The organism is Pseudomonas ovata, from assembly GCF_003131185.1.
GTDB lineage: Bacteria > Pseudomonadota > Gammaproteobacteria > Pseudomonadales > Pseudomonadaceae > Aquipseudomonas > Aquipseudomonas ovata.
The window spans coordinates 60,255-84,420 of the sequence record NZ_QFFU01000006.1; the positions used below are offsets into that span (position 1 = coordinate 60,255).

General features: G+C 63.7%; 24 protein-coding genes. 15 read left to right on the forward strand and 9 right to left on the reverse strand.

Going from position 1 to position 24,166, the window contains the following annotated elements; all coding sequences use genetic code 11:
- Positions 1–5 precede the first annotated feature (5 nt).
- Both DGA31_RS10470 and DGA31_RS10475 read left to right on the forward strand, forming a co-directional pair.
- Positions 6–1,109, forward strand: coding sequence for a dihydrolipoamide acetyltransferase family protein (locus DGA31_RS10470; RefSeq protein WP_109512470.1), 1,104 nt, complete (start codon positions 6–8; stop codon positions 1,107–1,109).
- A gap of 205 nt (positions 1,110–1,314) precedes the next feature.
- Entirely contained in the window at positions 1,315–2,019 is a 705-nt protein-coding gene (locus DGA31_RS10475; protein ID WP_206606835.1) for a DsbA family protein, read from the forward strand.
- A gap of 137 nt (positions 2,020–2,156) precedes the next feature.
- Here DGA31_RS10475 and DGA31_RS10480 read toward each other — a convergent pair whose 3' ends face one another.
- Positions 2,157–2,420, reverse strand: a complete 264-nt coding sequence (locus DGA31_RS10480) for a YebG family protein (RefSeq protein WP_109512471.1) — start codon at positions 2,418–2,420, stop codon at positions 2,157–2,159.
- Positions 2,421–2,637: 217 nt separating this feature from the next.
- Between DGA31_RS10480 and DGA31_RS10485 the strand changes: the two genes are divergently transcribed.
- Positions 2,638–3,111: a phosphate-starvation-inducible protein PsiE gene (locus DGA31_RS10485; RefSeq protein WP_056841642.1), complete on the forward strand. Its 474-nt coding sequence runs from the start codon at positions 2,638–2,640 to the stop codon at positions 3,109–3,111.
- A 79-nt stretch (positions 3,112–3,190) separates the two neighbouring features.
- Here the strand turns inward: DGA31_RS10485 and DGA31_RS10490 are convergent, their stop codons facing one another.
- The 3 genes from DGA31_RS10490 to fecA form a co-directional block, all read right to left on the reverse strand.
- Positions 3,191–3,535 (reverse strand): DUF3509 domain-containing protein, encoded by a 345-nt coding sequence (locus DGA31_RS10490; RefSeq protein WP_109512472.1) that lies wholly within the window; start codon positions 3,533–3,535, stop codon positions 3,191–3,193.
- A 283-nt stretch (positions 3,536–3,818) separates the two neighbouring features.
- Entirely contained in the window at positions 3,819–4,247 is a 429-nt protein-coding gene (locus DGA31_RS10495; protein ID WP_056841640.1) for an HPF/RaiA family ribosome-associated protein, read from the reverse strand.
- A gap of 249 nt (positions 4,248–4,496) precedes the next feature.
- Entirely contained in the window at positions 4,497–6,851 is a 2,355-nt protein-coding gene (gene fecA / locus DGA31_RS10500) for a TonB-dependent Fe(3+) dicitrate receptor FecA (RefSeq protein WP_109512473.1), read from the reverse strand.
- Positions 6,852–7,023: 172 nt separating this feature from the next.
- Here fecA and pqqF point away from each other — a divergent pair, with 172 nt between their 5' ends.
- The 7 genes from pqqF to DGA31_RS10535 all read left to right on the forward strand — a co-directional run bounded on the left by pqqF (position 7,024) and on the right by DGA31_RS10535 (position 14,334).
- On the forward strand, positions 7,024–9,237 hold the full coding sequence (gene pqqF, locus DGA31_RS10505) for a pyrroloquinoline quinone biosynthesis protein PqqF (protein WP_109512474.1): 2,214 nt from the start codon (positions 7,024–7,026) through the stop codon (positions 9,235–9,237).
- A 60-nt stretch (positions 9,238–9,297) separates the two neighbouring features.
- Complete coding sequence (gene pqqA / locus DGA31_RS10510; protein WP_003243383.1) at positions 9,298–9,369, forward strand: pyrroloquinoline quinone precursor peptide PqqA; 72 nt, start codon at positions 9,298–9,300, stop codon at positions 9,367–9,369.
- Between the two features lie 65 nt (positions 9,370–9,434).
- Positions 9,435–10,346 carry a pyrroloquinoline quinone biosynthesis protein PqqB gene (pqqB, locus tag DGA31_RS10515; protein ID WP_109512475.1) on the forward strand — a complete coding sequence of 304 codons (912 nt, stop codon included), beginning with the start codon at positions 9,435–9,437 and terminating at the stop codon, positions 10,344–10,346.
- 9 nt (positions 10,347–10,355) lie between these two features.
- The gene (pqqC, locus tag DGA31_RS10520; protein WP_109512619.1) at positions 10,356–11,111 is read left to right on the forward strand and encodes a pyrroloquinoline-quinone synthase PqqC; all 756 of its coding nucleotides are present in this window, start codon (positions 10,356–10,358) and stop codon (positions 11,109–11,111) included.
- Positions 11,108–11,392: a pyrroloquinoline quinone biosynthesis peptide chaperone PqqD gene (gene pqqD, locus DGA31_RS10525; protein ID WP_109512476.1), complete on the forward strand. Its 285-nt coding sequence runs from the start codon at positions 11,108–11,110 to the stop codon at positions 11,390–11,392. The genes pqqC and pqqD overlap by 4 nt, the downstream gene beginning before the upstream one ends.
- Positions 11,385–12,539 carry a pyrroloquinoline quinone biosynthesis protein PqqE gene (pqqE, locus tag DGA31_RS10530; RefSeq protein WP_109512477.1) on the forward strand — a complete coding sequence of 385 codons (1,155 nt, stop codon included), beginning with the start codon at positions 11,385–11,387 and terminating at the stop codon, positions 12,537–12,539. Before pqqD ends, pqqE begins: the two co-directional genes overlap by 8 nt.
- Positions 12,502–14,334: a S9 family peptidase gene (locus tag DGA31_RS10535; RefSeq protein WP_109512478.1), complete on the forward strand. Its 1,833-nt coding sequence runs from the start codon at positions 12,502–12,504 to the stop codon at positions 14,332–14,334. The genes pqqE and DGA31_RS10535 overlap by 38 nt, the downstream gene beginning before the upstream one ends.
- A 140-nt stretch (positions 14,335–14,474) precedes the next feature.
- Here the strand turns inward: DGA31_RS10535 and DGA31_RS10540 are convergent, their stop codons facing one another.
- Positions 14,475–15,443 (reverse strand): FecR domain-containing protein, encoded by a 969-nt coding sequence (locus tag DGA31_RS10540; protein ID WP_109512479.1) that lies wholly within the window; start codon positions 15,441–15,443, stop codon positions 14,475–14,477.
- 7 nt (positions 15,444–15,450) lie between these two features.
- Complete coding sequence (locus tag DGA31_RS10545) at positions 15,451–15,954, reverse strand: sigma-70 family RNA polymerase sigma factor (protein WP_056841632.1); 504 nt, start codon at positions 15,952–15,954, stop codon at positions 15,451–15,453.
- A 131-nt stretch (positions 15,955–16,085) separates the two neighbouring features.
- Here DGA31_RS10545 and DGA31_RS10550 point away from each other — a divergent pair, with 131 nt between their 5' ends.
- From DGA31_RS10550 to DGA31_RS10560, 3 genes are read left to right on the forward strand one after another with little or no spacing between them, the layout of a single operon-like run.
- On the forward strand, positions 16,086–16,433 hold the full coding sequence (locus DGA31_RS10550; protein WP_109512480.1) for a DUF3649 domain-containing protein: 348 nt from the start codon (positions 16,086–16,088) through the stop codon (positions 16,431–16,433).
- Positions 16,430–18,019 (forward strand): PepSY-associated TM helix domain-containing protein, encoded by a 1,590-nt coding sequence (locus tag DGA31_RS10555; RefSeq protein WP_109512481.1) that lies wholly within the window; start codon positions 16,430–16,432, stop codon positions 18,017–18,019. The genes DGA31_RS10550 and DGA31_RS10555 overlap by 4 nt, the downstream gene beginning before the upstream one ends.
- Positions 18,019–18,339, forward strand: a complete 321-nt coding sequence (locus tag DGA31_RS10560; RefSeq protein WP_109512482.1) for a DUF3325 domain-containing protein — start codon at positions 18,019–18,021, stop codon at positions 18,337–18,339. Before DGA31_RS10555 ends, DGA31_RS10560 begins: the two co-directional genes overlap by 1 nt.
- Here the strand turns inward: DGA31_RS10560 and DGA31_RS10565 are convergent.
- Complete coding sequence (locus DGA31_RS10565; protein ID WP_109512483.1) at positions 18,314–19,204, reverse strand: helix-turn-helix domain-containing protein; 891 nt, start codon at positions 19,202–19,204, stop codon at positions 18,314–18,316. The two genes, DGA31_RS10560 and DGA31_RS10565, sit on opposite strands and share 26 nt — an antisense overlap.
- Positions 19,205–19,337: 133 nt before the next feature.
- On the opposite strand from DGA31_RS10565, the gene DGA31_RS10570 reads away from it, so the two are divergent.
- Complete coding sequence (locus DGA31_RS10570) at positions 19,338–20,240, forward strand: DMT family transporter (protein WP_056841627.1); 903 nt, start codon at positions 19,338–19,340, stop codon at positions 20,238–20,240.
- A gap of 211 nt (positions 20,241–20,451) precedes the next feature.
- Here DGA31_RS10570 and DGA31_RS10575 read toward each other — a convergent pair whose 3' ends face one another.
- Together DGA31_RS10575 and DGA31_RS10580 are read right to left on the reverse strand one after the other, a co-directional pair.
- Positions 20,452–21,426, reverse strand: coding sequence for a 2-hydroxyacid dehydrogenase (locus tag DGA31_RS10575; RefSeq protein WP_109512484.1), 975 nt, complete (start codon positions 21,424–21,426; stop codon positions 20,452–20,454).
- Positions 21,427–21,522: 96 nt separating this feature from the next.
- Positions 21,523–22,461, reverse strand: coding sequence for a LysR family transcriptional regulator (locus DGA31_RS10580; RefSeq protein WP_056841625.1), 939 nt, complete (start codon positions 22,459–22,461; stop codon positions 21,523–21,525).
- A 197-nt stretch (positions 22,462–22,658) separates the two neighbouring features.
- Here DGA31_RS10580 and DGA31_RS10585 point away from each other — a divergent pair, with 197 nt between their 5' ends.
- The gene (locus tag DGA31_RS10585; RefSeq protein WP_109512485.1) at positions 22,659–24,116 is read left to right on the forward strand and encodes an efflux transporter outer membrane subunit; all 1,458 of its coding nucleotides are present in this window, start codon (positions 22,659–22,661) and stop codon (positions 24,114–24,116) included.
- Positions 24,117–24,166 lie beyond the last annotated feature (50 nt).

Here is a 24,166-nt window from a genome sequence, read left to right on the forward strand (position 1 = left end):
TTGCGATGAAATTTTTCAAACTGCCCGACCTGGGCGAAGGCCTGCAAGAAGCTGAAGTGGTGCAATGGCACGTCAAGGCCGGCGACAGCGTCAAGGCCGACCAGTTGCTGGTGTCGGTCGAAACGGCCAAGGCCCTGGTCGATATTCCCGCGCCGTATGACGGGGTGGTGGCCAAGCTGTTCGGCAGCGACGGTGAAGTCCTGCATGTGGGCGAACCGTTGATTGCCTTCGAAGGCGAGGGCGACAACGGCACGGTGGTCGGCAAGCTCGAAGGCGGTGGCAGCCATGCAGACCAGTTCTTTGTGGGCGCGGCGCCCTCGACCCGCGAACACCTGGCCGCCCGTGCCACGCCTGCGGTGCGGCAACTGGCGCGCCAACTGGGGGTTGAACTCAATGGCCTGAGCGGCTCGGGCAGCGACGGGCTGATCACGCGCAGCGACGTGGAGGGTGCCGCCCAGGCCGAGCGTGATCGTTTTGGCGGCCAGAAGCTGCGCGGGGTGCGGCGCAGCATGGCCATCAACATGGCTCGCTCGCATGCCGAAGTGGTGCCGGTCACCCTGTTTGCCGATGCCGACCTGCACGCCTGGGGCCAGGCCCGCGACCCGCTGATCCGCATCGGCAAGGCCATGGCCGAGGCGTGCAAGGTCGAGCCGGTGCTCAACAGTTGGTTCGAAGGCAAGTCGCTGTCGATTCGTCAGCACGAAAAGCTGGACCTGGGCATTGCCGTGGACACGCCCGACGGCTTGTTCGTGCCGGTGCTACGCGACGTGGGCAATCGCAGTGCGCAGGACCTCAAGGACGGCCTGAACCGGTTGCGCAACGATGTAAAGGCCCGCTCCATTCCACCGCAAGAGATGATGGGCGCGACCATTACCCTGTCTAACTTCGGCACGTTGTTCGGGCGTTATGCCAATCCGGTGGTGGTGCCGCCGCAAGTGGCGATTCTCGGTGCCGGTGGCATTCGTGACGAGCCGGTGGCGGTCAACGGCGAAGTGGTGATTCATCCCATCCTGCCGTTGTCCCTGACCTTCGATCACCGGGCGGTGCCCGGCGGCGAGGCGGCGCGCTTCTTCAAGGCACTGGTGCAGGCCTTGGAACAACCCGAGTAAAGACGGGCGAGGTGCAGCTGTCGGATGTGCAGGTTCGACAGCTGCGCGGGTCACGCCACCCACCACGGCGGATTCGTCCAGTTTTGGCAACAGACCTGGACAGAATCCGGCGTTTTTCAGCGCGCCTGTTTTCTCTACGCTCACCCGTCTGAACAATGCGACGCCTTACCTAGTGTCGCTCAAGACCATTGAAAGGGTGAAGCCTGTGCAAAATCCGCCTGCTCGACTGCCTGAACCGCTGCACATCAACTACCTGTTCGATCCGCTGTGCGGCTGGTGCTACGGCGCCTCTCCGGTGCTTGAGCAACTTGTCGGCCTGCCGGGCTTGACGGTCGAATTCTGCCCGACAGGCCTGTTTGCCGACCGGCAGTCACGCGAGATGAATGCAGGCTTTGCCGACTATGCCTGGTCGAACGATCAGCGCATTGCCCGGCTGACCGGGCAGCGTTTTACCGAGGCGTATCGGAGCCAGGTGCTGGCCGATCACGCCACGCGGTTCGACTCGGGGCCTGCAACACGGGCATTGACCGCCGTGGCGGTTACGGCTCCGGCGTTTGAATATGCGGCCTTGAACGCCATCCAGCAGGCGCGTTATGTCGACGGGCTGGATATCACCCAGGAGAAGGTACTGGTTCAGGTGCTCAATGAGCTGGGGCTGATGCAGGCGGCCGACCTGTTGTGCACGCAGGCCGATACGCTGTTGACGCTCAACGCGGCACGCCTGGCGAAGGGCCGCTCGATCATGACCACGCTGGGCATCAATGGTGTGCCGGCACTGGTGGTCGGCCAGGGCGAAAACCTGCGTGCGGTGGACACCAGCGGGCTGTTTACCCGCCTGGAGGCCGTGCTGGAGACCCTGGCTGTGAGCAGTGGAGCGGCAGGGTCCGCACTTATCAGACACACCGTATGATCGGCCTGGAATCACCCCCATAGGCGCGACCAGCGGTCGCGAATGCAATCTTTCAGGCCCTGACGATTTTGCATGAACCGGCCCTTTCGCGACCGCTAGTCGCGCCTGCAGCCTCAGCGTCAAGCGTCGCGAAATTGTCACTCGGCTTTGGCAGCATTGATCAGCTCGTTCAAGGCATCGGGCTGGCTCTTGAATGCACGGGCGAAGACATCGCGGTTCTTGGCCATGTAGATCCCGGCCTCTTCAAGCTGCTCTTCGCTTAACGAAGGTATGGCGTTTTTCAGGACTGATCCAAGCAACTCGGCGAGTTCCAGCATCTTGTCATGACGGTCAGCTTCGGCTTTATCCATGAACAAACGCTCCAGATCTCGGCTGCTGCGGTATACCACTTCGACGGCCATTCACCACCTCACAAGCCTTCCAGATGAAATTACGATAACTGTGTTTTTATACAGTGCCGAGCATACGCCATTCTGCCCCTCCATGCATAGTGGCTCATGAGGTTCTTTTCAGTGGCGAGGGTGCCCTTGCGACAACTGGCCGCGCCTGCGGCACTGGATCTGGCCTTGATCCTGCTTTACAAACCCCGCACGAATCAGGGTCTTGAGGAAACAGAACATGAAGTGGGCAAACAACAGCCGCAAGCGCATGCACGATGGCGCCAATTCCATCGGGAACCTGCTGGTCGAGGGGTTTCACTATATGGGGCTGTTCGCCATTGGCGGGGTCACCGCCTGGGCCTCGGTCATGGCCTTCATGGAGATGCTCGACAAGGGGCATGCCAGTATTGATGACATCCTGCTGCTGTTCATCTACCTGGAGCTGGGGGCGATGGTGGGGATCTATTTCAAGACCAACCACCTCCCGATCCGCTTTTTGCTGTACATCGCCATCACCGCGCTGACCCGCTACCTGATCGGTGATGTCTCGCACCACAAGGCACCGGAAGTGGGCCTGCTGTACATGTGCGGCGGGATCTTCCTGCTGGCGCTGTCAGTCGTGGCGGTGCGCTATGCCTCGTACAAGTTTCCGTCCAGCAAGGCGATCGACTCGACCGGCGAGTACGTCGGCGATAACGTCTCGGAAAAATGAGGGCGGGGTGAGTCACTGCGCCAGATAACAAAATGCCCCGTCATTGTGCGGGGCATTTTTGTCTGTGCGGCGTGTTCAGTCAGAGACCGGCCGCCAGGTTGGGGCGGCTGCGCAGCCACTGGTGCGGCGTGGCGGGGACGGTCAACTGTTTGATCCGGTCACTATCGGTCATGGCCGCCAGGATGCTCACGGCACTGTGCCCTTGCTCGATGGCAATGCCGAACTGCACGCTCTCGATCAGGCGGCGCAGGCGCTTGGGCTCATTGCGCTGCTCGGGGCTGATCAGCCGTTTGGCGACCACGCCGGCATCGTTGGACAACGTCAGCATGATGCTGCCGTCCAGTCCTTGAATACTGAGGTTCACCCGGTAGTCGGGGTGAAAGGTGTCAGTGATCATCTGAAAAGGATTGTCCGGGTTGTCCATGGTTGATACCTGCTCATGAGTTCTGCATAACGTAGGTTCTGCATAAGTTGACCGGGTACTGCTCCCTTTGGTTCTCGATGGCAGATAAGCGGTCACGGATGGATCGGGTTCGATACAGCGTAGTCGTCCGGCTCGTGTTGCGGTGGTACATCCGCGACGGTTGTGGCGTCAGGGGCGACGTCAGGGTTCATGCACGCTTCAGGCCATAGCTGACTTTACAAACACCCGGACACAAAAAAGCGGGCCATCAAGGCCCGCTTTTGTCAGTACTCGGGGATGCAGATCAAACCAGGCGTGCGACTTCCTGCTCCTGCTCTTTTTCCAGAAATTCTTCTTCCAGCAGCGCATCGGCGCTCTCGACCTGGATGTCATCGGCCGGGGTCAGCGCGACATTGCGTTGCTTGTCGCGCAGCTTGCCGACCAGGTGCTCCAGGGCGTGGTCCATCTTGACTGCTGCGCCGTCGATGGCCAGTTCAAGCGTGTCAGCCTTGTGGGTCACCGAGATCGGCTGGTGGCCTTTGGGGCGGGCTTCAAGCTGGCAACGAATATCGTTCGGGCCGGTTTTGTCGCCGTTTTCGTCGCGCAGATAGACTTCAACGCGGGTCAGGTAATCGTCATAACGTTCGAGCGTGCTTTCAAGGGTACTACGAACCCAATTCTCCAGTCGGATGCTGCTTTCGATGTGGTTATCGCTGTTGACCTGGATTTGCATAATTAATCCTTACTAAGGCTTGGCTCGTTCGAGGGAAGACGCAGGGCTCCTGAGCAGCCCAGGCGTTTATTTCCCCTCTCGATTACAGTGTTGGCGCTAAACGATTGATATTTCAAGCCCCCTCATGGAAGAAATATTTCGCAGTAAAAATTTAACATCCTCATTCGTAGGAGCCGCTCCAGCCGCGAAAATCGGTGAAAAAGCCTGTTTCGCGGCTAAAGCCGCTCCTACGGTGGCGAATGGCATGCATCAAAATGCCACAGAGGTCTGCACGTAAATGGTGCGTGGCTCGCCCACATATTTACCTTTGTTGTTGTCATCGAACGAGCGGGTGAAGTATTCGCGGTTAAACATGTTCTTCACCCCGACCGCCACATTCAGGTCCGACAGCTGCGGGCCGAAATCGTAGGCGGCACGTGTGCCGACGACCATGTAGCCCGGAATCTTGCCGGTGCTGCCGTCGGCGCTCTCAGTGCGGGTGTTGGCATTGTCGGCGAACTGAGCGCTCTGGAAGGCGCTGTCGAGGTTGAGCTTCCAGGGTCCTTCGGTGTAGCTCACGCCCAGCGTGCCCTTGTGGCGGGACGAGAAGGGCACGCGGTTGCCCTTGTTTGGACCGTCTTCGCGAATGGTCGCATCGACAAAGGCATAGCTGGCGTACACATCGAAGCCGGTCAAGACCGGGCTCAGGCCGTCCAGGGCGTAGTTGATGCTGGTCTCGACGCCCTGGTGCCGGGTTTCGCCGCGGGCAATCACGCTGTCATTGGTCTGATTGCTTTCGTACTGATTGTCGAAGTTGATCAGGAACACGCCGATTTCGGCGCGCAGGCCGCCATTGTCGTAGCGCGTGCCCAGTTCCCAGGTGCGGGCCTTCTCGGGTTTGACTTCGCCGCCGCTGACCCGGTTGGGCATCTGGCTGTACTGCACGCTGCCGAACGAGCCTTCGGTGTTGGCGTACAGGTTCCAGCTGTCGGTCAGGTGATACAGCACGTTGAGCGCCGGCAGGGCGGTGGTGTAGTCGCCCTGGTACTTGACGTCGGTCAGGTTGTTGTTCTGCGCGGTGTCGATCATCTCGTAGCGAACGCCCGGGGTGATGGTCCACTGGCCGATGTCGATGCGGTCGTCGATATAGAACGCATGGGCCTCGGTGGCGCCACGGGTGTCGCGGTCGTTGCGGCTGGCCGTGGTCGGCAAGTCGCCGGTGACTGGCTCGCGAAAGCGCAGTTCATGACCTGCTTCATTGATGTAGCGGTAGCCCACGCCGACTTCGTGCCAGCTTTCACCTAGCGCAAACCCCTGCGAGAAGCGGGTTTCCAGGCCGCGTACCCAGTATTCGCGTGGCGACAGCGACACGAACGACGCCTGGTCCAGGTAACCGCTGCGCAGGGTCTTGGTGAAGAAGGTGTTGGCGGTGAACACCCGGGCGTCCTGTTCGTAGCGGTAACCGAAGTTCACCAGCGTACGCCGGCCCCAGAACTTGTCTTTCGGGCGCGTGGACTGGTACGGGTCTTCCTTGTAGGCGGCCACGCTCAGGCCGCCGGGCATGTCGGCTTCGCCCTCGTAATACTGGGCCATGGCATTGAGGCTGTTGGCCTCGTCGATCTGGTATTTGCCCTTGAGAATCAAATCGTCGATCTGCGTGTCGCTGTGCTCGCGCCAGTCACCACCGCGCACGCCGGAGTACAGGATAGCGCCGCCCAGACCGTTGTCGGCGGTGCCGCCGGCCAGCAGGTTGCCGGTGCTCTTGAAGCCGTCCTGGCTGGACGACGGGCTGACCTGGGTCTGCACGCTGCCCTTGACGGTCGGCTCATCGGGGATGGCGCGGGTCACGAAGTTGACCACGCCGCCGACGTTCTGCGGGCCGTAGCGCACCGCGCCACCGCCGCGCACCACATCCACCGCGTCCATGTTGCCCAGGCTGAGCGGCGCCAGCGACAACTGCGGCTGGCCGTAGGGGGCGAAGGGCACCGGGATGCCATCCATCAGCACCGTGGAGCGCGACGCCAGGCGCGGGTTGAGACCACGGATGCCGAAATTCAGCGCCATGTCATGGCTGCCGGTGCCGTTATTTTCCGGGGCGTTGACGCCTGGAATACGATTGAGCACGTCGCGCGCACTGCTGGCGCCTGAGCGCTCGAATTCTTCACGGCGGATCACATCACGGGCGCCGGGGTGTTCAAAAACGTTGTCCTGCTTGGCCTCGCCCAGCCAGTCACCGACGATGCTCGAAGCGCCCAGCTCGATCGGTGCGCTGACCGCCGTGCTGGCGACCGGCTGCAGGGTGAAGCCTTCCTGGCCATCGGCGCGGGCCTGCAGGCCGGTGCCTTCCAGCAGCGCCGCCAGGCCTTGCTCGGGGGTGTACTGGCCTTGCAGGCCGCGGCTGCGCAAGCCCTGGGTCAGTTGCGAGCCATAGGAAATCAGCACGCCCGACTCGCGCCCGAACTGGTTCAGCGCCGCTTCCAGCTCGCTGGGGGCAATCTGGTACGCCTTGGCCGGCTGGGCATCGGCCTGCGCCAGTGGCAGGCCGGCCAGCGACAGGCCGCCGGCAAAGATGACATGGCGCAGGGTGCGGACCAACGGCGACAGGTGAAGAGGGCGAGCAGACATTCGGGCGTCCTTTGACGTAAGGGGAGAGGTGCTTTTCCTGTCTGTCACGCGAGCGAGGCAAAACGGCTCAGTGAATATGAAAAATGTTTACTGTCCGCCGGTGGTTGCTGCCAGGGCACCCAGTCATTACCGTGAAGGCCGTTGCCCTGTGCACATCAAACCCCGAGGACGCATGCCCCGTATCGAACGCCTGACCTTGTCCAATGGCCTGAACCTGGTGCTCTGCCATACACCGTGTTTGACCCGCAGTGCAGCGGCGCTGCGGGTGGTGGCGGGCAGTCATGATGCACCACCGGCCTGGCCTGGGCTGGCGCATTTTCTCGAGCATCTGCTGTTTCTCGGCACCGAGCGATTCAGTCGCGAGGACGGTTTGATGGCCTTTGTGCAGCGCCACGGCGGGCAGCTCAACGCCAGCACCCGCGAGCGCGCCACCGACTATTTCTTTGAGCTGGCGCCTGCCGTGTTCGAGCCGGGCCTTGAGCGCTTGTGCGACATGCTCGCCCACCCGCGGCTGGCCGTGGCCGAGCAGTGGCGCGAACGCGAAGTGCTGCATGCCGAGTTCATCGCCTGGGCACGCGACGCCGAGTCACGTCATCAGCATCACCTGCTGCAACCGCTCAACCCGGCTCACCCGCTGCGCGGCTTTCATGCCGGTAACCGCTACAGCCTGCCGGTGCCGAACCCGGCCTTCCAGCGCGACCTGTGGGCTTTTCATCGGCAGTTCTATCAAGGCGCGCAGATGACCCTGTGCCTGAGCGGCCCGCAGTCATTGGCAACGCTGCGCCGGCTGGGCGAGCGCTACGGTGCGCTGTTCGCCACCGGTACGCGCGGCCTGCAACGGCCAGCGCCGCCATTGCTCGGCCACACCTCAGTGCCGTGTTCGCCGCCGGACCCGCAACGCCTGCACCTGCTGTTTGCCTGCGAAGACCTGCCCGTTGGCAGCGATGAAGCGGTGGCGTTTCTCTGCCATTGGTTGCACGGCATCGAAGGCTTCAAGGCCACGGCACGCTATCACTTCCAGGGCCAGTTACTGCTGGAGATCGAATGCCACCCGGCGAGCGCTGATACCGCCGCGCGCTTTTTCGATTGGCTGAGATTTTTTGCCGGGCACTGGCCGCAGTGGGTCGAACAATATCGCCTGCTGCATCAGCGCCAGTGGCAGACCGGCAGTGTCCTGACCCTGGCCCGGCACTTGAGCGAACGCCAGCCGGCTGACTTGAGCGAGCCCGGCCAACAAGCCTTGCGCGTACTGCTCGGAAAACTGAGCCCTGATGTGCTGTTATGGCCCGTGCCGCTGGTAACGGTGCCCGCCATCGACTGGCCTCTGCCGCTCGCCAATCCGTTTCTGCAGATTCCGATCACCGACAACCGCGCTGTCAGCCTCTACCTGCACTGGCGCTTGTCCGGCGCGCACCCGGCGCTGTGGCGCAGGCTCGACGCCGGTCTTGAAGGCTTGCGCGAACAGGCCCGCCAGGCCGGGGTGCGCTTGCAGTTCAGCGCCGAGGCCGACAGCTGGCAACTGCGGCTTGGCGGCTTGCAGGCGCCGCTGCTCGCCGTGGCCCGGCAAGCGCTGGATAACCTGCGCACCGCCGATAGCGTCGCCCGGCCGGCACCGGCATTGATGCCCATCCGCCAGTTGCTCAAACGCTTGCCCGAGCTTTACCCCTACGCGCGCCCATCGCCGGCCGGCGATGACGTGCAAGCGCTGTGGTCAGCCTCACGCTGGACCTCTCTGGCACTGGACCTGAATGACCACAAGGCGCTCGATGAACTGCTCCGGCACATGCCCGGCCAGCCGGCCGCTGCGCCTCATGCCTTGCCCGCGCCACGGCCCGGTCAGCATTGGCACGTTGAACCGTGCGAGTCATCAGAACACGCGCTACTGCTGTTTTGCCCGACGCCTTCGTCTACCCTGCGCGACGAAGCGGCCTGGCGTCTGCTTGCCCACCTGTTGCAAGCGCCTTTTTACCAGCGCCTGCGGGTCGAGCTGCAACTGGGTTATGCGGTGTTCAGCAGCCTGCGGCAACTGGACGGGCACACCGGCCTGCTGTTCGGCGTGCAGTCACCCGCCACCCCGGTCGCTGAACTGCTGGGCCATATCCAGGCGTTCATCCACGACCTGCCCGCCTTGATCATGGCCGCTGATCTGCCGGCCCAACGCCAGGCGCTGCTCGATCAACTGGGCATGTATGACGAGCAGACTTGCGAGTGGCAATGGCAGGCGCACCTGGCGGGGCGCGGGGCCGGCTATCTTGATGAGTTGGCTCTGGCGCTGGACGCGCTGGACAGCGATGCCCTGGTCCATGCCGCCGGGCAGTTGCGCAGGGGTGATGGCGGTGCATGGGTCATCGCCAGTCAGGTCATATCAAAACATTACCGAGCATGAACGTCTGCGCCAATCAGCGGACTAAACCTTACGACACCCACCCCAACCAAGGAGTCTGTTATGTGGACCAAGCCTGCCTACACTGATCTGCGCATCGGTTTCGAAGTCACCATGTACTTCGCCAACCGTTGAGTCTGTGCTTCAACAAGCCTCGGTTCGCCGGGGCTTTTTCGTTTTCCTGATGGCCCGGAACCTCCATGTTCATCCAGATTCTAGGATCGGCCGCCGGTGGCGGCTTTCCCCAGTGGAACTGCAACTGCGCCAATTGCGCCGGCTTTCGCGATGGCAGCCTGCGGGCCACGGCGCGCACCCAGTCGTCGATTGCCCTGTCCGATGACGGGGTCAACTGGGTGCTTTGCAACGCCTCGCCGGATATCCGCACGCAACTGCAGGGTTTTGCTCCGATGCAACCGGGCCGGGCGCTGCGCGACACCGGCATCAGCGCCATCGTCTTGATGGACAGCCAGATTGACCACACGACGGGGCTTTTGAGCCTGCGCGAGGGCTGCCCGCATCAGGTGTGGTGCACCGAGATGGTTCATCAGGACCTGAGCACCGGTTTCCCGCTGTTCGAAATGCTCAAGCACTGGAACGGCGGCCTGCAATGGCACCGCATCGACTTGCAGGCCCCGTTCACCATCCCGGCCTGCCCGAACCTGCGCTTCAAGCCGTTTGCCCTGCGCAGCGCCGCACCGCCGTATTCACCGCACCGTTTCGACCCGCATCCCGGTGACAACATCGGCCTGCTGGTCGAGGACGTCCGCACCGGCGGCACGCTGTTCTATGCGCCGGGCCTGGGCCAGGTGGATGCGGCGCTGCGCGAGAAGATGCACAGCGCCGACTGCCTGCTGGTCGATGGCACGCTGTGGCACGACGACGAGATGCAACAACGCGGCGTCGGCACCCGCACCGGTCGTGAAATGGGCCACTTGGCCCAGAGCGGTCCGGGCGGCATGCTGGAGGTGCTTGAAGGCTTCCCGCAGCAGCGCAAGGTGCTGATCCACATCAACAACACCAACCCGATCCTCGACGAAGACTCGCCACAGCGCGCCGAACTGGCACGGCGCCAGGTCGAGGTCGCATTCGACGGCATGAGCCTGGAGCTTTAGGACATGACCATGACCCAGGCCACGGCCCTGACCCCCGCTGAATTCGAACAGGCCCTGCGTGCCAAGGGCGCCTACTACCACATTCATCACCCTTACCATGTGGCGATGTACGAAGGCCGTGCCAGCCGCGAGCAGATCCAGGGCTGGGTTGCCAATCGCTTTTACTACCAGGTGAATATTCCGCTCAAGGATGCGGCGATCCTCGCCAATTGTCCGGACCGCGAAATACGCCGCGAGTGGATCCAGCGCTTGCTCGACCACGACGGCGCACCCGGCGAAGACGGCGGTATCGAAGCCTGGCTGCGCCTGGGCCAGGCGGTGGGGCTGGACCCGGACCAGTTGCGCTCGCAAGAACTGGTGCTGCCCGGCGTGCGCTTTGCGGTCGACGCCTACGTCAACTTCGCCCGCCGCGCCCGTTGGCAGGAAGCGGCCAGCAGTTCGCTGACCGAGCTGTTCGCGCCGCAGATCCACCAGTCGCGCCTGGACAGCTGGCCGGCGCATTACCCGTGGATCGACCCGGCCGGCTATGACTACTTTCGCAACCGCCTGGGCCAGGCCCGCCGCGATGTCGAGCACGGGCTGGCCATTACGCTTGAGCACTACACGACCTGGGAAGGGCAGCAGCGCATGCTGGAAATCCTGCAGTTCAAGCTCGATATTCTCTGGAGCATGCTCGACGCCATGAGCATGGCCTACGAGCTCAAGCGCCCGCCCTATCACAGCGTCACCCATCAACGTGTCTGGCATAAAGGGATCGCCCCATGAGTGACGCACCGTTTGATCGCAGCCTCACGCCGCACTGGCAGCGCGGCTATCGGTTCCAGTACGAGCCGGCGCAAAAAGGCCACGTGCTGCTGTACCCTGAAGGCATGATCAAGCTCAACGAAAGCGCCGGCCTGATCGGCGAACAGGTCGATGGCCAGCGCACGGTCGCCGACATCATCCAGGCTTTGCAGGCGCGCTTCCCCGACGTGCCCGAACTGGGTAACGACGTGGTGGAGTTCATGCAGGTGGCCGAGCACAAGCACTGGATCACCCTTGACTGACCTCAGGCCGGATGTACCGCCCACGCCCCCGGTGGGCCTGCCGCTGTGGCTGCTGGCCGAGCTGACCTACCGCTGCCCGCTGCAATGCCCGTACTGCTCCAACCCGCTGGATTTTGCCCGGCAAGGTGAGGAATTGAGCACCACGCAGTGGTTCAAGGTCATGGCCGAGGCCCGCGAAATGGGCGCCGCGCAGATCGGCTTTTCCGGCGGCGAGCCGCTGGTGCGCCAGGACCTGGCCGAACTGATCGCCGAGGCGCGCCGGCTGGGCTATTACACCAACCTGATCACCTCGGGCATCGGCCTGACCGAGCAGAAGATCATCGACTTCAAGCAGGCCGGGCTCGACCATATCCAGATCAGTTTCCAGGCCAGTGACGAGCAGGTGAACAACATGCTCGCAGGTTCCAGAAAAGCCTTCGCGCAGAAGCTGGACATGGCCCGTGCGGTGAAGAAGCACGGCTACCCGATGGTGCTGAACTTCGTCACCCACCGGCACAACATCGACCGCACCGACCGCATCATCGAGCTGTGCCTGGCCCTGGAAGCCGACTTCGTCGAACTGGCGACCTGTCAGTTCTATGGCTGGGCACAACTGAATCGTGTCGGCCTGCTGCCGACCAAGGCACAACTGCTGCGTGCCGAAGCGGTCACCAATGAGTACCGCGCCCGCCTGCAAGCCGAAAACCATCCGTGCAAGCTGATCTTTGTCACGCCCGACTACTATGAAGAGCGTCCCAAGGCGTGCATGAACGGCTGGGGCAATCTGTTTCTGACCGTGACCCCGGACGGCACCGCGTTGCCGTGCCATGGCGCACGACAGATGCCGATCGCCTTTCCCAACGTGCGCGAGCACAGCCTGCAGCACATCTGGTATGAGTCGTTCGGCTTCAACCGCTTCCGTGGCTACGAATGGATGCCCGAGCCGTGCCGCTCCTGTGACGAGAAAGAAAAGGACTTCGGCGGCTGTCGCTGCCAGGCCTTCATGCTCACCGGCGACGCCAGCAATGCTGACCCGGTGTGCAGCAAGTCGGCGCATCACGGGCTTATCACCCAGGCCCGGGACGACGCCGAGACCACCTCCCTGACCATCGAGCAACTGGCCTTTCGCAATGAACGAAATTCTCGCCTCATCGCCCGCTCATCCTGAACCGCTCAGCGCCGCACAGGCGGTCGCAGCCGGTATCGACTTCGCTGAACTGGAGGTCAACGCCCACGGCGTGTTCTGGATTCAACTGCACCCTGAAGACGGCACCTGTCGCCTCTGGCGCCGGCACGCCGGGCAGACGCATTGCCTTACACCGCCGGGTTTCAGCGTACGCAGCCGGGTCTATGAATACGGCGGCGGCGCCTTCTGCCTGGCCGCTGACAGCGCGATATTCGTCAATGACCGCGACCAGCAGCTGTATCGCCAACCCCTCGATGACAGCGCCCCGCAGGCCCTGACCCAAGGCGAACGGCGTTATGGCGGGCTGTCCTTCGTCCACGGCCAGGTGCTGGCGGTGGAAGAGGAGGGCGCGGTGCATCGAATCGTCGCCCTGGGCCTGCCTGCCGGTGAGCGTCAGGTGCTGGCCGAGGGCGCTGATTTCTATGCCGCGCCAGTTGTCAGTGTCGATGGCAGGCGCCTGGCCTGGGTCGAGTGGCAGCGCCCGCATCAGCCGTGGACCTGCACCCGGCTGATGGTCGCCGAGCGTGGCGATGACGGCCAATGGTCAGCGCCACGCTGCATCGTCGGTCATCACGATGACCAATCCCTGCAACAGCCGCGCTTCGATGCCCGGGGTGTACTGCATTGCCTGAGCGACCTGAATGGGTTCTGGCAGCCGTGGGGCGAGTCTGGCTCGGGGTTTGTGCCCTTGCCGGCGGTCGAGGCCGACCATGCGTCCGCGCCCTGGCAATTGGGCAGTTGCACCTGGCTGCCGCTGGACGGCGGTTACCTGGCCTGCTGCCTGGATAACGGTGCAGGGCAACTGCGCCGGCAGTTTGCTGATGGCACGAGCGCAGACCTCAGTGGCGAGTTCAGCCGTTTCCGCAACCTGGCGCTCGACGAGGCATTTATCTATTGCATCGCGGCTTCAGGCACGCGACCGTCGGCGGTGCTGGCCATTTCGCGTGCCGATCAGGCGGTGCAGGTGCTGGCCGGTGGTGTCTCGCCGCTACCCGCAGCGGTGATCAGCCGTCCGCAGGCGTTGAGCTATCCCAGCGGCGGTGTCCAGGCCCATGCGTTCTTCTATCCGGCGCTGAATGCCAAGGGCCCGGCGCCGTTGCTGGTGTTCGTGCATGGCGGTCCGACCTCGGCCTGTTATCCGGTGTTCGAACCACGGATCCAGTTCTGGACCCAGCGCGGCTTTGCCGTGGTCGACCTTAACTACCGCGGCAGCAGTGGCTATGGCCGCGCTTATCGACAAAGCCTGCACGCGCAATGGGGCGTGGCGGATGTCGAGGATGCCTGCGCCGTGGTGGGCCATCTGGCCGGGCAGGGCCTGATCGACCCGCAACGGGCGTTTATCCGCGGCGGCAGTGCCGGCGGCTACACGGTGCTGTGTGCCCTGGCGTTCCATGAGGTGTTTCGCGGTGGCGCCAGCCATTACGGTGTCAGCGACCCGCTGGCCTTGAGCCGGGCCACACACAAGTTCGAAGGCGATTACCTGGACTGGCTGATCGGCGACCCGCACACCGAGGTCGAGCGTTACCACGCCCGCACGCCGTTGCTGCATGCCGGGCGCATCAAGGTGCCGGTGATTTTCTTCCAGGGTGAACTGGACGCGGTGGTGGTGCCGGCCCAGACCCGCGACATGCTCGACGCCGTGCAGGCGCAGGGCATTGCCGCCGAAGGGCATTTCTACCCCGATGAGCGCCACGGCTTTCGCCAGCCGGCCAACCAGGCCGATGCGCTGGAAAAGGAATGGCAGTTCTACCGAAACATCATGGCGCCGAGGCCTTGAGCAACCCATCAGGTCCACTACGGATTGCAAGGACAGCGGGCTCCTACGGGTGTGAATTTTAAATCCAGTAAAACCGATAACTTGCTTTGTGCTTGATGAGCGAAAGGGCCGGTGCACACACAACATCTCTTGCGTAGGCCCTACGCCCTGGCCTGCACCGTCACCCAATACCGGGTCAGGCGCTGTACCTTTACCGGCAAGGCCACTTCGAGCATGTCCAGAATGCGCTCGCTGTCGGCCAGCGGGTAGCTGCCGGAAATCAGCAGGTCGGCGACCCGGTCATCGCATTTCAGACGGCCATGGCGATAACGGCCCAGTTCTTGAAGAAAGTCCGCCAAACGCATGCGCGAGGCCACCAGCAGGCCGTCGGCCCAGGCACCGCTGCCGGCATCCAGCGCTTGCACGCGGTCCCAGGCATGGCGGTCGAAGCTCACCTGCTGGCGCGCTTGCAGCACCAGCGCAGCGCCGGTGTGTGCCGCCGGTTGCAACTGCACAGTGCCTTCCAGCAGCGCCAGGTGCGTGCGGCCTTGCAGCTGGCGCAGGTTGAAACGGCTGGCCGTGCTGCCCGCCTGAATCCGGCCTTCGCCGGTCAGCAGCTCGAGCGGACGCGGGTCAGCGGCGGCGGTCATGAGGATTTCGCCCTGCAGCAGGCGAATCAAACGCTGTTGGCCGTCGAAGCGCACATCCACGGCGCTGGCGGTATTGAGTTGCAGCCGGCTGCCGTCGTCCAGAGCCACCTGGCGTCGCTCGCCCACGCCGCTGCTGTAGTCGGCCAGCAACGATTGCATGGCCTGCTTGTCGCGCAGATTCCAGCCCAGCGTACCGCCCACCCCCAGCAGCACCAGCAATTTGACAGCATGTCGACGCCCGGCCGACTTGGGGGCGCCGAGCGCCGCATGGGCCAACGGCGAAGACAGACCGCTCAGGCGTTGATTGACCCGCTGGATATGCGCCCACGCCCGCTGGTGCTCGGCATGGCCGTTCAACCATTGCTGCCAGGCGTGCTGGCGCGAGGCGCTGAGGGTGCCTTCCTGCATCTCGATCAGCCAGGCCACGGCCTGACGCGCCACGGCAGGGGCGATATCGGATTTGTTCAGCGACTCGTTCATGACCGGTTCACAGGGCGAAATAGCAACGCAGGGCGGCCTTGTTCAGGTGGCGCTTGACCGTGGCGATGGAGATCCCCAGTTGCGCGGCAATTTCGCCGTGGCTGAGGCCATCGACCTGCGACAGCACAAAAGCCCGCTTGACCGGCAGGGGCAAGCCGTCGAGCAAGCGGTCCAGCTCGACCAGGGTCTCGAAGATGATCGCCCGCTCCTCTTCGGACGGCGCCACGCTTTCAGGCAGCTCGGCCAGGGCCTGATACCAGGCGCGCTCCAGGTCCTGACGGCGGTAATGGTTGCTCAGCACCCGCTTGGCGATGGTGGTCAGGAACGCCCGTGGCTCGATCAACTGCGGCGTATCACGCGCCATCAGCACCTTGACGAAGGTGTCCTGCGCCAGGTCAGCGGCGTTGTCGGGGCAGCCCAGGCGCCGGCGCAGCCAGGTGGTCAGCCAGGAATGATGCGCCTGATACAGGCCTTCGACGGTCGGGTACACGGCAGGCTGGGCGGTGGGCATGGCGGGGTGCGATCCACGACGTGGGTAGAAGAGGGCGCCAATTCTGGCAGAGTCTTTTGCGCGTGAGAATATTTATCATTACTATTGGCGTCACTTTCTTCCTTTTCTGATTGTCAATCGCGAGTCTCCCGATGGACGGCACGGTTACCCCTTCTTCTACATCCTCTACGGGTCGCAAGCCCAAGGTCAGGCCAGCGGGTGTTTCGCTGGCCTATCGCCTGGCCGTGGCCTCGCGTTTCATGGCCGCCACCTTCGGTGGCTACCTGCTGGCTTCGCTGTTCAGCGTGTGCATCACCCGGTGGGTGCCGTTGCCGCGTGCCGAGGCGGTGATGACCGGCATGATGCTGTCGTTCCTGGCCTACCTGGGGGCGTTTATCTGGTGTTTTGCCTGTCGCACGGCCTGGCGGGCCTGGAGTGGTGTATTGCTGCCCTGCGCCTTGCTGGGCGCCGCTTACGGCTGTGACCGGTGGCTGTCATGAAAGAGGGCTTTCGCCAGGCGATGGCCTGGCTGCACACCTGGCTGGGGCTGATCTTCGGCTGGTTGTTGTTTGCCATTTTCCTGACCGGCACGCTGTCGTACTTCAGGGCCGAGATTACCCACTGGATGACCCCGGAAGTCACCGCCCATACGCTGGATGCGCAAAACAGCGTGCGCCTGGCCCAGGACTACCTGCAACGCAACGCGCCCACCGCTTCACGCTGGGTCATCAACCTGCCCGATGCCCGCGAGCCGGGCCTTGGGGTCATCTCGATGATGCCGGGCAAGCCGGGCGAGCGCGGCAGGTTCGAGCGCAAGACCCTGGATGCCCGCACCGGGGCCGAGGTCGAGGCGCGCAAGACCCGGGGCGGCGATTTCTTCTACCGTTTCCACTACCAGCTGGAAATGCCGCACCCCTGGGGGCGCTGGCTGGCCACGATCGCGGCCATGGTCATGTTCATCGCGCTGATCACCGGCATCATTGTGCACAAGAAGGTTTTCAAGGAGTTCTTCACCTTCCGGCCGGGCAAGGGCCAGCGTTCATGGCTGGACGGGCATAACGCGCTGGGCATCCTGGTCTTGCCGTTCCATCTGATGATTACCTACAGCAGCCTGCTGTTCTTCATGTCGATGGTCATGCCGGCGAGCCTGCTGAGCACCTACGGCAGCGACACACGGGCTTATTACGACGAACTCTATCCGTCCCTTGTAAACCCGAAACCACAGAACATACCGGCACCCATGGTCGCCTTCGACTCACTGGTGCCGCAGGCCGACGAGCGCTGGGGTGAAAACCGGATCGGGCGGCTCATCATCAACAACCCCGGCGATGCCAGTGCCTCGGTGCTGATCTACCGCGACACCCATGACCGTGTGGTCAGGCCCAGCGGCGACATCCTGACCTTCAGCGCCAGCAGTGGTGCGCTGCAATCGGACAGCACGCCGGACAAGGCGGTGCCTGCGGTGGTGACCGAGGCTTTCTACGACCTGCACATGGGTCAGTTTGCCGGCCCGCTGCTGCGCTGGCTGTACTTCATTTTCGGCATCGCCGGCACGGCTATGATCGGTACCGGGCTGGTGATGTGGCTGGGCAAGCGTGCGCTCAAGCATGCCAAGGCCGGTGTACTGCCGTTCGAGTTGCGCCTGGTGCAGGTGCTGAACATCGCCAGCATGGCCGGACTGATGATGGCTGTGGCCGCCGTGTTCTGGGCCAACCGCCTGCTGCCGGCGGGCCTGGCCGGACGCGAGCACTGGGAGGTGCGGGCGTTCTTCATGGTCTGGGGGCTGTCGGTGCTGCATGCGCTGCTGCGCAAGGGGCAGACAGCCTGGCGTGAACAGTTGGGCAGTGGCGCGCTGTTGTTCGCCGGCCTGCCGGTGCTGGACCTGCTCACCAGTCGGGAGTACCTGATGGCATCACTGCGCGCCGGCGACTGGGTGCTGGCCAGCTTCGACCTGACCGCACTCGGCACCGGATTGCTGTTGGGCTGGGCCGCCTGGACATTCCGCCAGCGCCCGCTCGTGGTCAAGCCGACCCGCAAAGAGGCCCAGGCCAATGCCACCCAGGTGACTGTGCAGGAGGTCAACTGATGCTGCTGCCGGCCTTGTTGTGCTATGGCGGTTTTACCGCGCTGTGCCTGTCGATGGAGCGCCACTACAACGACCTGCTGGCCGGCAAGCCGAGCCTGCGCCGCCGGCGTGTGCTCAAGGTCGTTGGCTGGCTGCTGCTGTGCGTATCGGTCTGGGCGGCGGTCAGTGCCGAGGGCTGGACCCTGGGCCTGGTGAAGTGGAGTGCGGTGTTGATGGCTAGCGGGGTGCTGCTGGTGTTCCTGCTGCCTTACCGGCCACGCTGGGTGCTGGGCCTGGCCGGTGCCGCGCTGCTGCTCAGCCCGCTGGCGGCGTGGCTGTGAACACGCCGCGATAGTCCCCCGGTGCGGCGCCCATGTGCTGGCGAAAACGATTGGTGAAATGACTGGCACTGGCAAATCCGCACTCCAGGGCAATGTCGCCCAACGGCTGCAGCGTCTCGCGCAGCAACTGGCGAGCGCGCTCCAGCCGACGCGCCAGCACATAGCGGTGTGGCGGCAGGCCGAAACTTTCACGGAACATCCGGGCAAAATGGTATTCCGACAAGGCGCACAGCCCGGCCAGTTGACCCAAGCTCAGGGCTTCACTCAGGTTGGCCTCGATGAACTCCACCAGCCGCCGCCTTGCATGCGGCGCCAGGCCACCCTTGAGGCGCAGGCCGTCGCGCAGCCCGACCTGGCTGAGCAGGGCATGGCTGAGCATTTCATGCGCCAGGCTGCTGGTCAGCAGACGCTCGCCCGGGTCATGCCAGTTGAGGTTGATCAGGTGGCGAAAACGCTCGGTCTGGCGGGCATCGTCCAGAAAAGTGTTTTCCCGCAATTGCAGCTCGCGGGGCTCGCGGTCGAGCAGGGTGACGCAGCCCTGGGCGAACTGCTCAGGACTGACGTACAGGTGTGCCAGGCGGATTTCCCCGTTGATGACCCACGCCGATTCGTGCCCGGCCGGCAGCACGCACAGCTTGCCGGGTGCGCCTTTCTGGTCGGGCTGGTCGCGGCGGAACGTACCGGTGCCGTCGGCGATGTAGCACGACAGGGTGTGGTGCGTGGGCGAGTGGTATTCACGAATGTCGTGATGGTTGTTCCACTGCGCGGCGATCAGACCATCACCCAGCAGGGCGCTCTGCTCCAGGCGGGCGTGGGGTGAGCTGTTCAGGCATTGGAAGACCTGGATGGATTCGAGCGCGGACATGGTGGTTCCTCTGACGGCTCCATCCTACGCCGCCAAAGGCCGTTTGCCAGCGCTGCGCGGTGCAAATGCGCAAGATTGTGCAAGCGGCCCGGCAGGCGGCGCAGCAGACTCAAGGCTCATCAGGAGCCGCATCATGAACCTCTCGCTTTATCTGCTTACTGTCGTGATCTGGGGCACCACCTGGATTGCCCTGAAACTGCAACTGGGCGAAGTCGCCATCGCGCTGTCGATCGCCTACCGTTTCGGCCTGGCGGCGCTGGTGCTGTTTGTGGCGCTGTTGCTCACCCGCCAGTTGCAACCGATGAACCGGCGTGGCCAGCTTATCTGCATGGCGCAGGGCCTGTGCCTGTTCTGCCTGAATTTCCTGTGCTTCTACACGGCCAGCCAGTGGATTCCCAGCGGCCTGATCGCCGTGGTGTTTTCCACCTCCACGCTGTGGAATGCGCTCAATGCCCGGGTGTTCTTCGGCCAGCGTATCGCCCGCAATGTCCTGCTCGGCGCCGCCCTGGGCATGGCCGGGCTGGCGTGCCTGTTCTGGCCGGAACTGGCCGGCCACACCGCCAGTCGCGAAACCCTGCTGGGCCTTGGCCTGGCATTGATCGGCACGCTGTGTTTCTCGGCCGGCAACCTGCTGTCGAGCCTGCAGCAGAAAGCCGGCCTGCGGCCGCTGACCACCAATGCCTGGGGCATGCTCTACGGTGCACTGCTGTTGAGCCTGTATTGCCTGGTCAGTGACGTGCCGCTGCAGTTTGAATGGAACACCCGTTATGTCGGCTCGCTGCTGTACCTGGTCATCCCCGGTTCAGTGATTGCCTTCACCGCCTACCTGACGCTGGTCGGGCGCATGGGCCCGGAACGCGCGGCCTATTGCACCGTGCTGTTTCCGGTGGTGGCGCTGAATATCTCGGTGTTTGTCGAAGGCTACCAATGGACACTGCCGGCACTGTTCGGGCTGGTGCTGGTGATGCTGGGCAATGTGCTGGTGTTCAGAAAACCGCGTGCACTGCCACAAACCGGACAAGGAAAACTGGCGTAATGACGACGGCCCCTGTGTAGGAGCGCGCTTGCCCGCGACCGGCTGCGTTAGCAGTCGTAAAATTGTGGCGTTTCGCAGAACTCTGAAGGTATTCACAGTCATCAATCTGTGGCGTTTCACAGATTTTGCGAGCGCTACGCACTCGGTCGCGGGCAAGCGCGCTCCTACACCAGGCAAGCGCGCGCCGGCACGGGGCAGGCCAACCGGTGAATCAGCCTTTCCAGGCCTGGGTGTTGACCAGGTTCTGCGGGCGCTCGCCCAGCAGGGCGCTGCGCAGGTTGGTGCAGGCCAGGTCCGCCATTGCCTGGCGGGTTTCATGGGTGGCCGAGCCGATGTGCGGCAGGGTCACGGCGTTGCTGAGCTGGAACAGCGGCGAGTCGGACAGCGGCTCTTTCTCGTACACATCCAGGCCGGCGCCGCGAATCGTGCCGTTCTGCAAGGCCTGGATCAGGGCCGGCTCGTCGACCACCGGGCCACGGGAAATATTGACCAGGATGGCGCCAGGCTTCATCAGCGCCAGTTCGCGCGCGCCGATCAGGTGATGGGTCTTATCGCTCAACGGCACCACCAGGCAGACAAAGTCAGCCTCGGCCAGCAGTTGCTCCAGGCTGCGAAATTGTGCGCCCAGTTCCTGTTCCAGCGCGGTCTTGCGGCTATTGCCGCTGTACAGGATCGGCATGTTGAAACCCATACGGCCGCGACGGGCCACGGCGGCGCCGATATTGCCCATGCCGACGATGCCCAGGGTCTTGCCGTAGACGTCGGTGCCAAAATGCGGCGGCTCGATGCTGCGCTTCCAGTTGCCGGCCTTGGTGTAGGCGTCCAGCTCGGCGACGCGGCGGGCACTGCTCATGATCAGCGAAAAGCCCAGGTCAGCGGTGCTTTCGGTCAGCACGTCCGGGGTGTTGGTCAGCAGGATGCCGCGCTCGGTGAGGTAGTCGACATCGTAGTTGTCGTAGCCTACCGAAATGCTTGAAACCACTTCGAGGTGCTTCGCGCCGGCCAGTTGCTCGCGGCCCAGCTTGCGGCCCGAGCCGATCAGTCCGTGGGACTCGGGCAGCGCTTCGTTGAACTGCGCGTTGATGTCGCCATGCTTCGGATCGGGAACGATCACGTTGAAGTCCTGCGCCAGGCGCTCAGCCATTTGCGGATTGACACGGCTGAAGGCGAGTACGGTTTTTTTCATTGTGCTGTCACTCTTGACCGGATGAATGAGTAGCACGCTAACATTTCGCTCCTGATCGGTCAGCCGTTTTCTTGTCGTACAACTGTCCAGGCCAGGCTATGCAAGGGTGTGCGCCTGCAGGTCGGCTTCATCGGCGGCGAGGATGTCCGGCAGGGTGCTGCGCAGGTATTCGACCCAGGTCTTGATCTTGGCATCCAGGTACTGGCGCGACGGGTACACCGCATACAGGTTCAGTTCCTGGAAGCGATAGCGCGGCAGCACCCGCACCAGCGTGCCGTCGCGCAGGCCGTCGATGGCCGAATAGATCGGCAGGATGCCGACACCCATGCCGCTGGCAATGGCGGTCTTCATCGCTTCGGCGGAGTTGACCAGGAACGGCGAATGGTTGAGGGTCACGGTTTCCTGGCCCTCGGGGCCGTTGAACTGCCATTTGTCCAGCGGGAACACCGGGCTGACCAGGCGCAGGCAGGCGTGCGTCAGCAATTCGGCCGGCTTGTGTGCCATGCCGCGGGCCTTGATGTAGGACGGCGAGGCACAGACGATGCTGTAGGTGATGCCCAGGCGCTGCGACACAAAGCCCGAGTCGGGCAGTTCGCTGGCCAGCACGATGGACACGTCGTAGCCGTCTTCGAGCAGGTCCGGCACCCGGTTGGTCAGCGTCAGGTCGAACGACACATCCTGGTGCTCGCTGCGGTAGCGGGCGATGGCATCGATCACGTAATGCTGGCCGACTCCCGGCATCGAATGCACCTTGAGCTGCCCGGCCGGGCGCGCATGGGCGTCGCTGGCCTCGGCTTCGGCTTCTTCGACATACGCCAGGATCTGCTCGCAGCGTTGCAGGTAGCGCTTGCCGGCCTCGGTCAGGGCAATGCGCCGTGTGGTGCGGTTGAGCAGGCGGGTCTGCAGGTGCGCCTCCAGATTGGAGACGGCTCGCGAGATATTGGCAGTGGTGGTGTCCAGTTGTATGGCAGCCGCAGTAAAACTGCCTGCTTGCGCCACACAACTGAAGGCGCGCATGTTTTGCAGGGTGTCCATGGTGATCTCTGGAGGGGACGACGGTCACGGTTGGCAAATTGTGACATGAAGTTACTGCTCCCTGTCCATCCCGACGACAGCGATTATCTCTGAATCTGTAACAAAGATTCACATTCGGCCCCGCTTATCGCCACCTTGGGCGCCGCCTAGAATCGCAGCACTTACAGGCGTTTCATTCCTCTCGGGAAATTGCAGCAGTGCCGCGTCGCATCATCAAGGCCTTTGGTTTTCTGGCGATTTGCCTATCGCTTGACGGCTGTATTTCCACCCAAGGCATCATGCCTCATACCGATCACATGCCCACTGCCGATCTGGCCATCGAACTGGCGCAGCGCGACGCCGGCTGGCCACGTGTGCAGTGGTGGCGTGCCTATGGCGATCCGCAACTCGATGCCTGGGTCGAACGGGCCGTGCAGGGCAGCCCGAGCCTGACCGCCGCTGCCGCCCGTGTGCGTGAAGCGCAGGCCATGGCCGGCCGGGTCGAGTCGCGCGAGGCGTTGCAGGTTGACGCCAGTGGCCGGGCCGCACGCCGCCAGTGGCCTGACGACGGTTTTTATGGCCCCGGCGACCTGGCCGAGAGCCGCACCTGGGACAACAGTGCCGGGCTGGCCCTGAGCCTGGACCTGGACCTGTGGGGGCGCGAACGCAGCGCCAGTGAGCAGGCCATGGACCTGGCGCACCAGCGCGCCGCCGAACAGCGCCAGGCGCAACTGGCCTTGCAGGCCAACGTGGTGCGCGCCTATATCCAGTTGGCCCTGCAGCATGCCCGGCTGGACATTCTCGAATCGACCCTTGAACAACAGACGCAGATCCTTGAACTGGCCCGGCGGCGCCTGGTGGCGGGCATCGGCACCCAACTGGAGGTCAGCCAGGCCCTGGCACCCTTGCCGGAAACCCATCGGCAGATCGATGCGCTGCACGAGGCGGTGACTGTGCACCAGCATCAACTGGCCGCCCTGGCCGGTCTGGCCCCGCAAGAGGGCGAACAGCTCCAGCGTCCGGCCCTGGCCTTGCAGCAGCCGCTCTCTTTGCCGGCCGCCCTGCCGGCGCAATGGCTGGGTCAGCGCCCGGATGTGGTCGCCAGCCGCTGGCAGGTGGCGGCCCAGGCCCGAGGAGTCGAAGTGGCACAGGCCGGCTTCTACCCCAATGTCGACCTGACCGCCAGCCTCGGCTACATGGCCACCGGCGGCAGCCTGCTGGGGTTTCTGGCTGGGCGCAAGCTGGCCTGGAACGCCGGCCCCGCCTTGAGCCTGCCGCTATTGGACGGCGGTCGCCTGCGTGCCGAACTCGGCCAGGCCAGTGCCGGCTATGACCTGGCCGTGGCGCATTACCAGCAGACGCTGGTCAGCGCGCTGCAAGACGTTGCCGATCAACTGCTGCGTCGCCAATCGCTGGACACCCAGCAGGCCCTGGCCCGTGAGTCGGTCGCCGCCGCCCACAACAATTGCGAACTGGCGCGCCTGGCCTGGCAGCGCGGGCTGGTCGACTACCTGGACGTGCTCCAGGCACAGACCCAACTGTGGCGCCAGCAGGACATCCAGCAACAGGTCGAAGCGGCGCGGTTGCAAGCCTATGCCGGGCTGGTGGTGGCGCTGGGCGGCGGCTTGCAGGCGGGCGCCGACACCCCGCCCGAACCGACCCTGCAACCCCGGTAGGAGCGCTCCTACACCAGTCCGGTGTGTGTTTTGCGACAGCGGGTTATTTC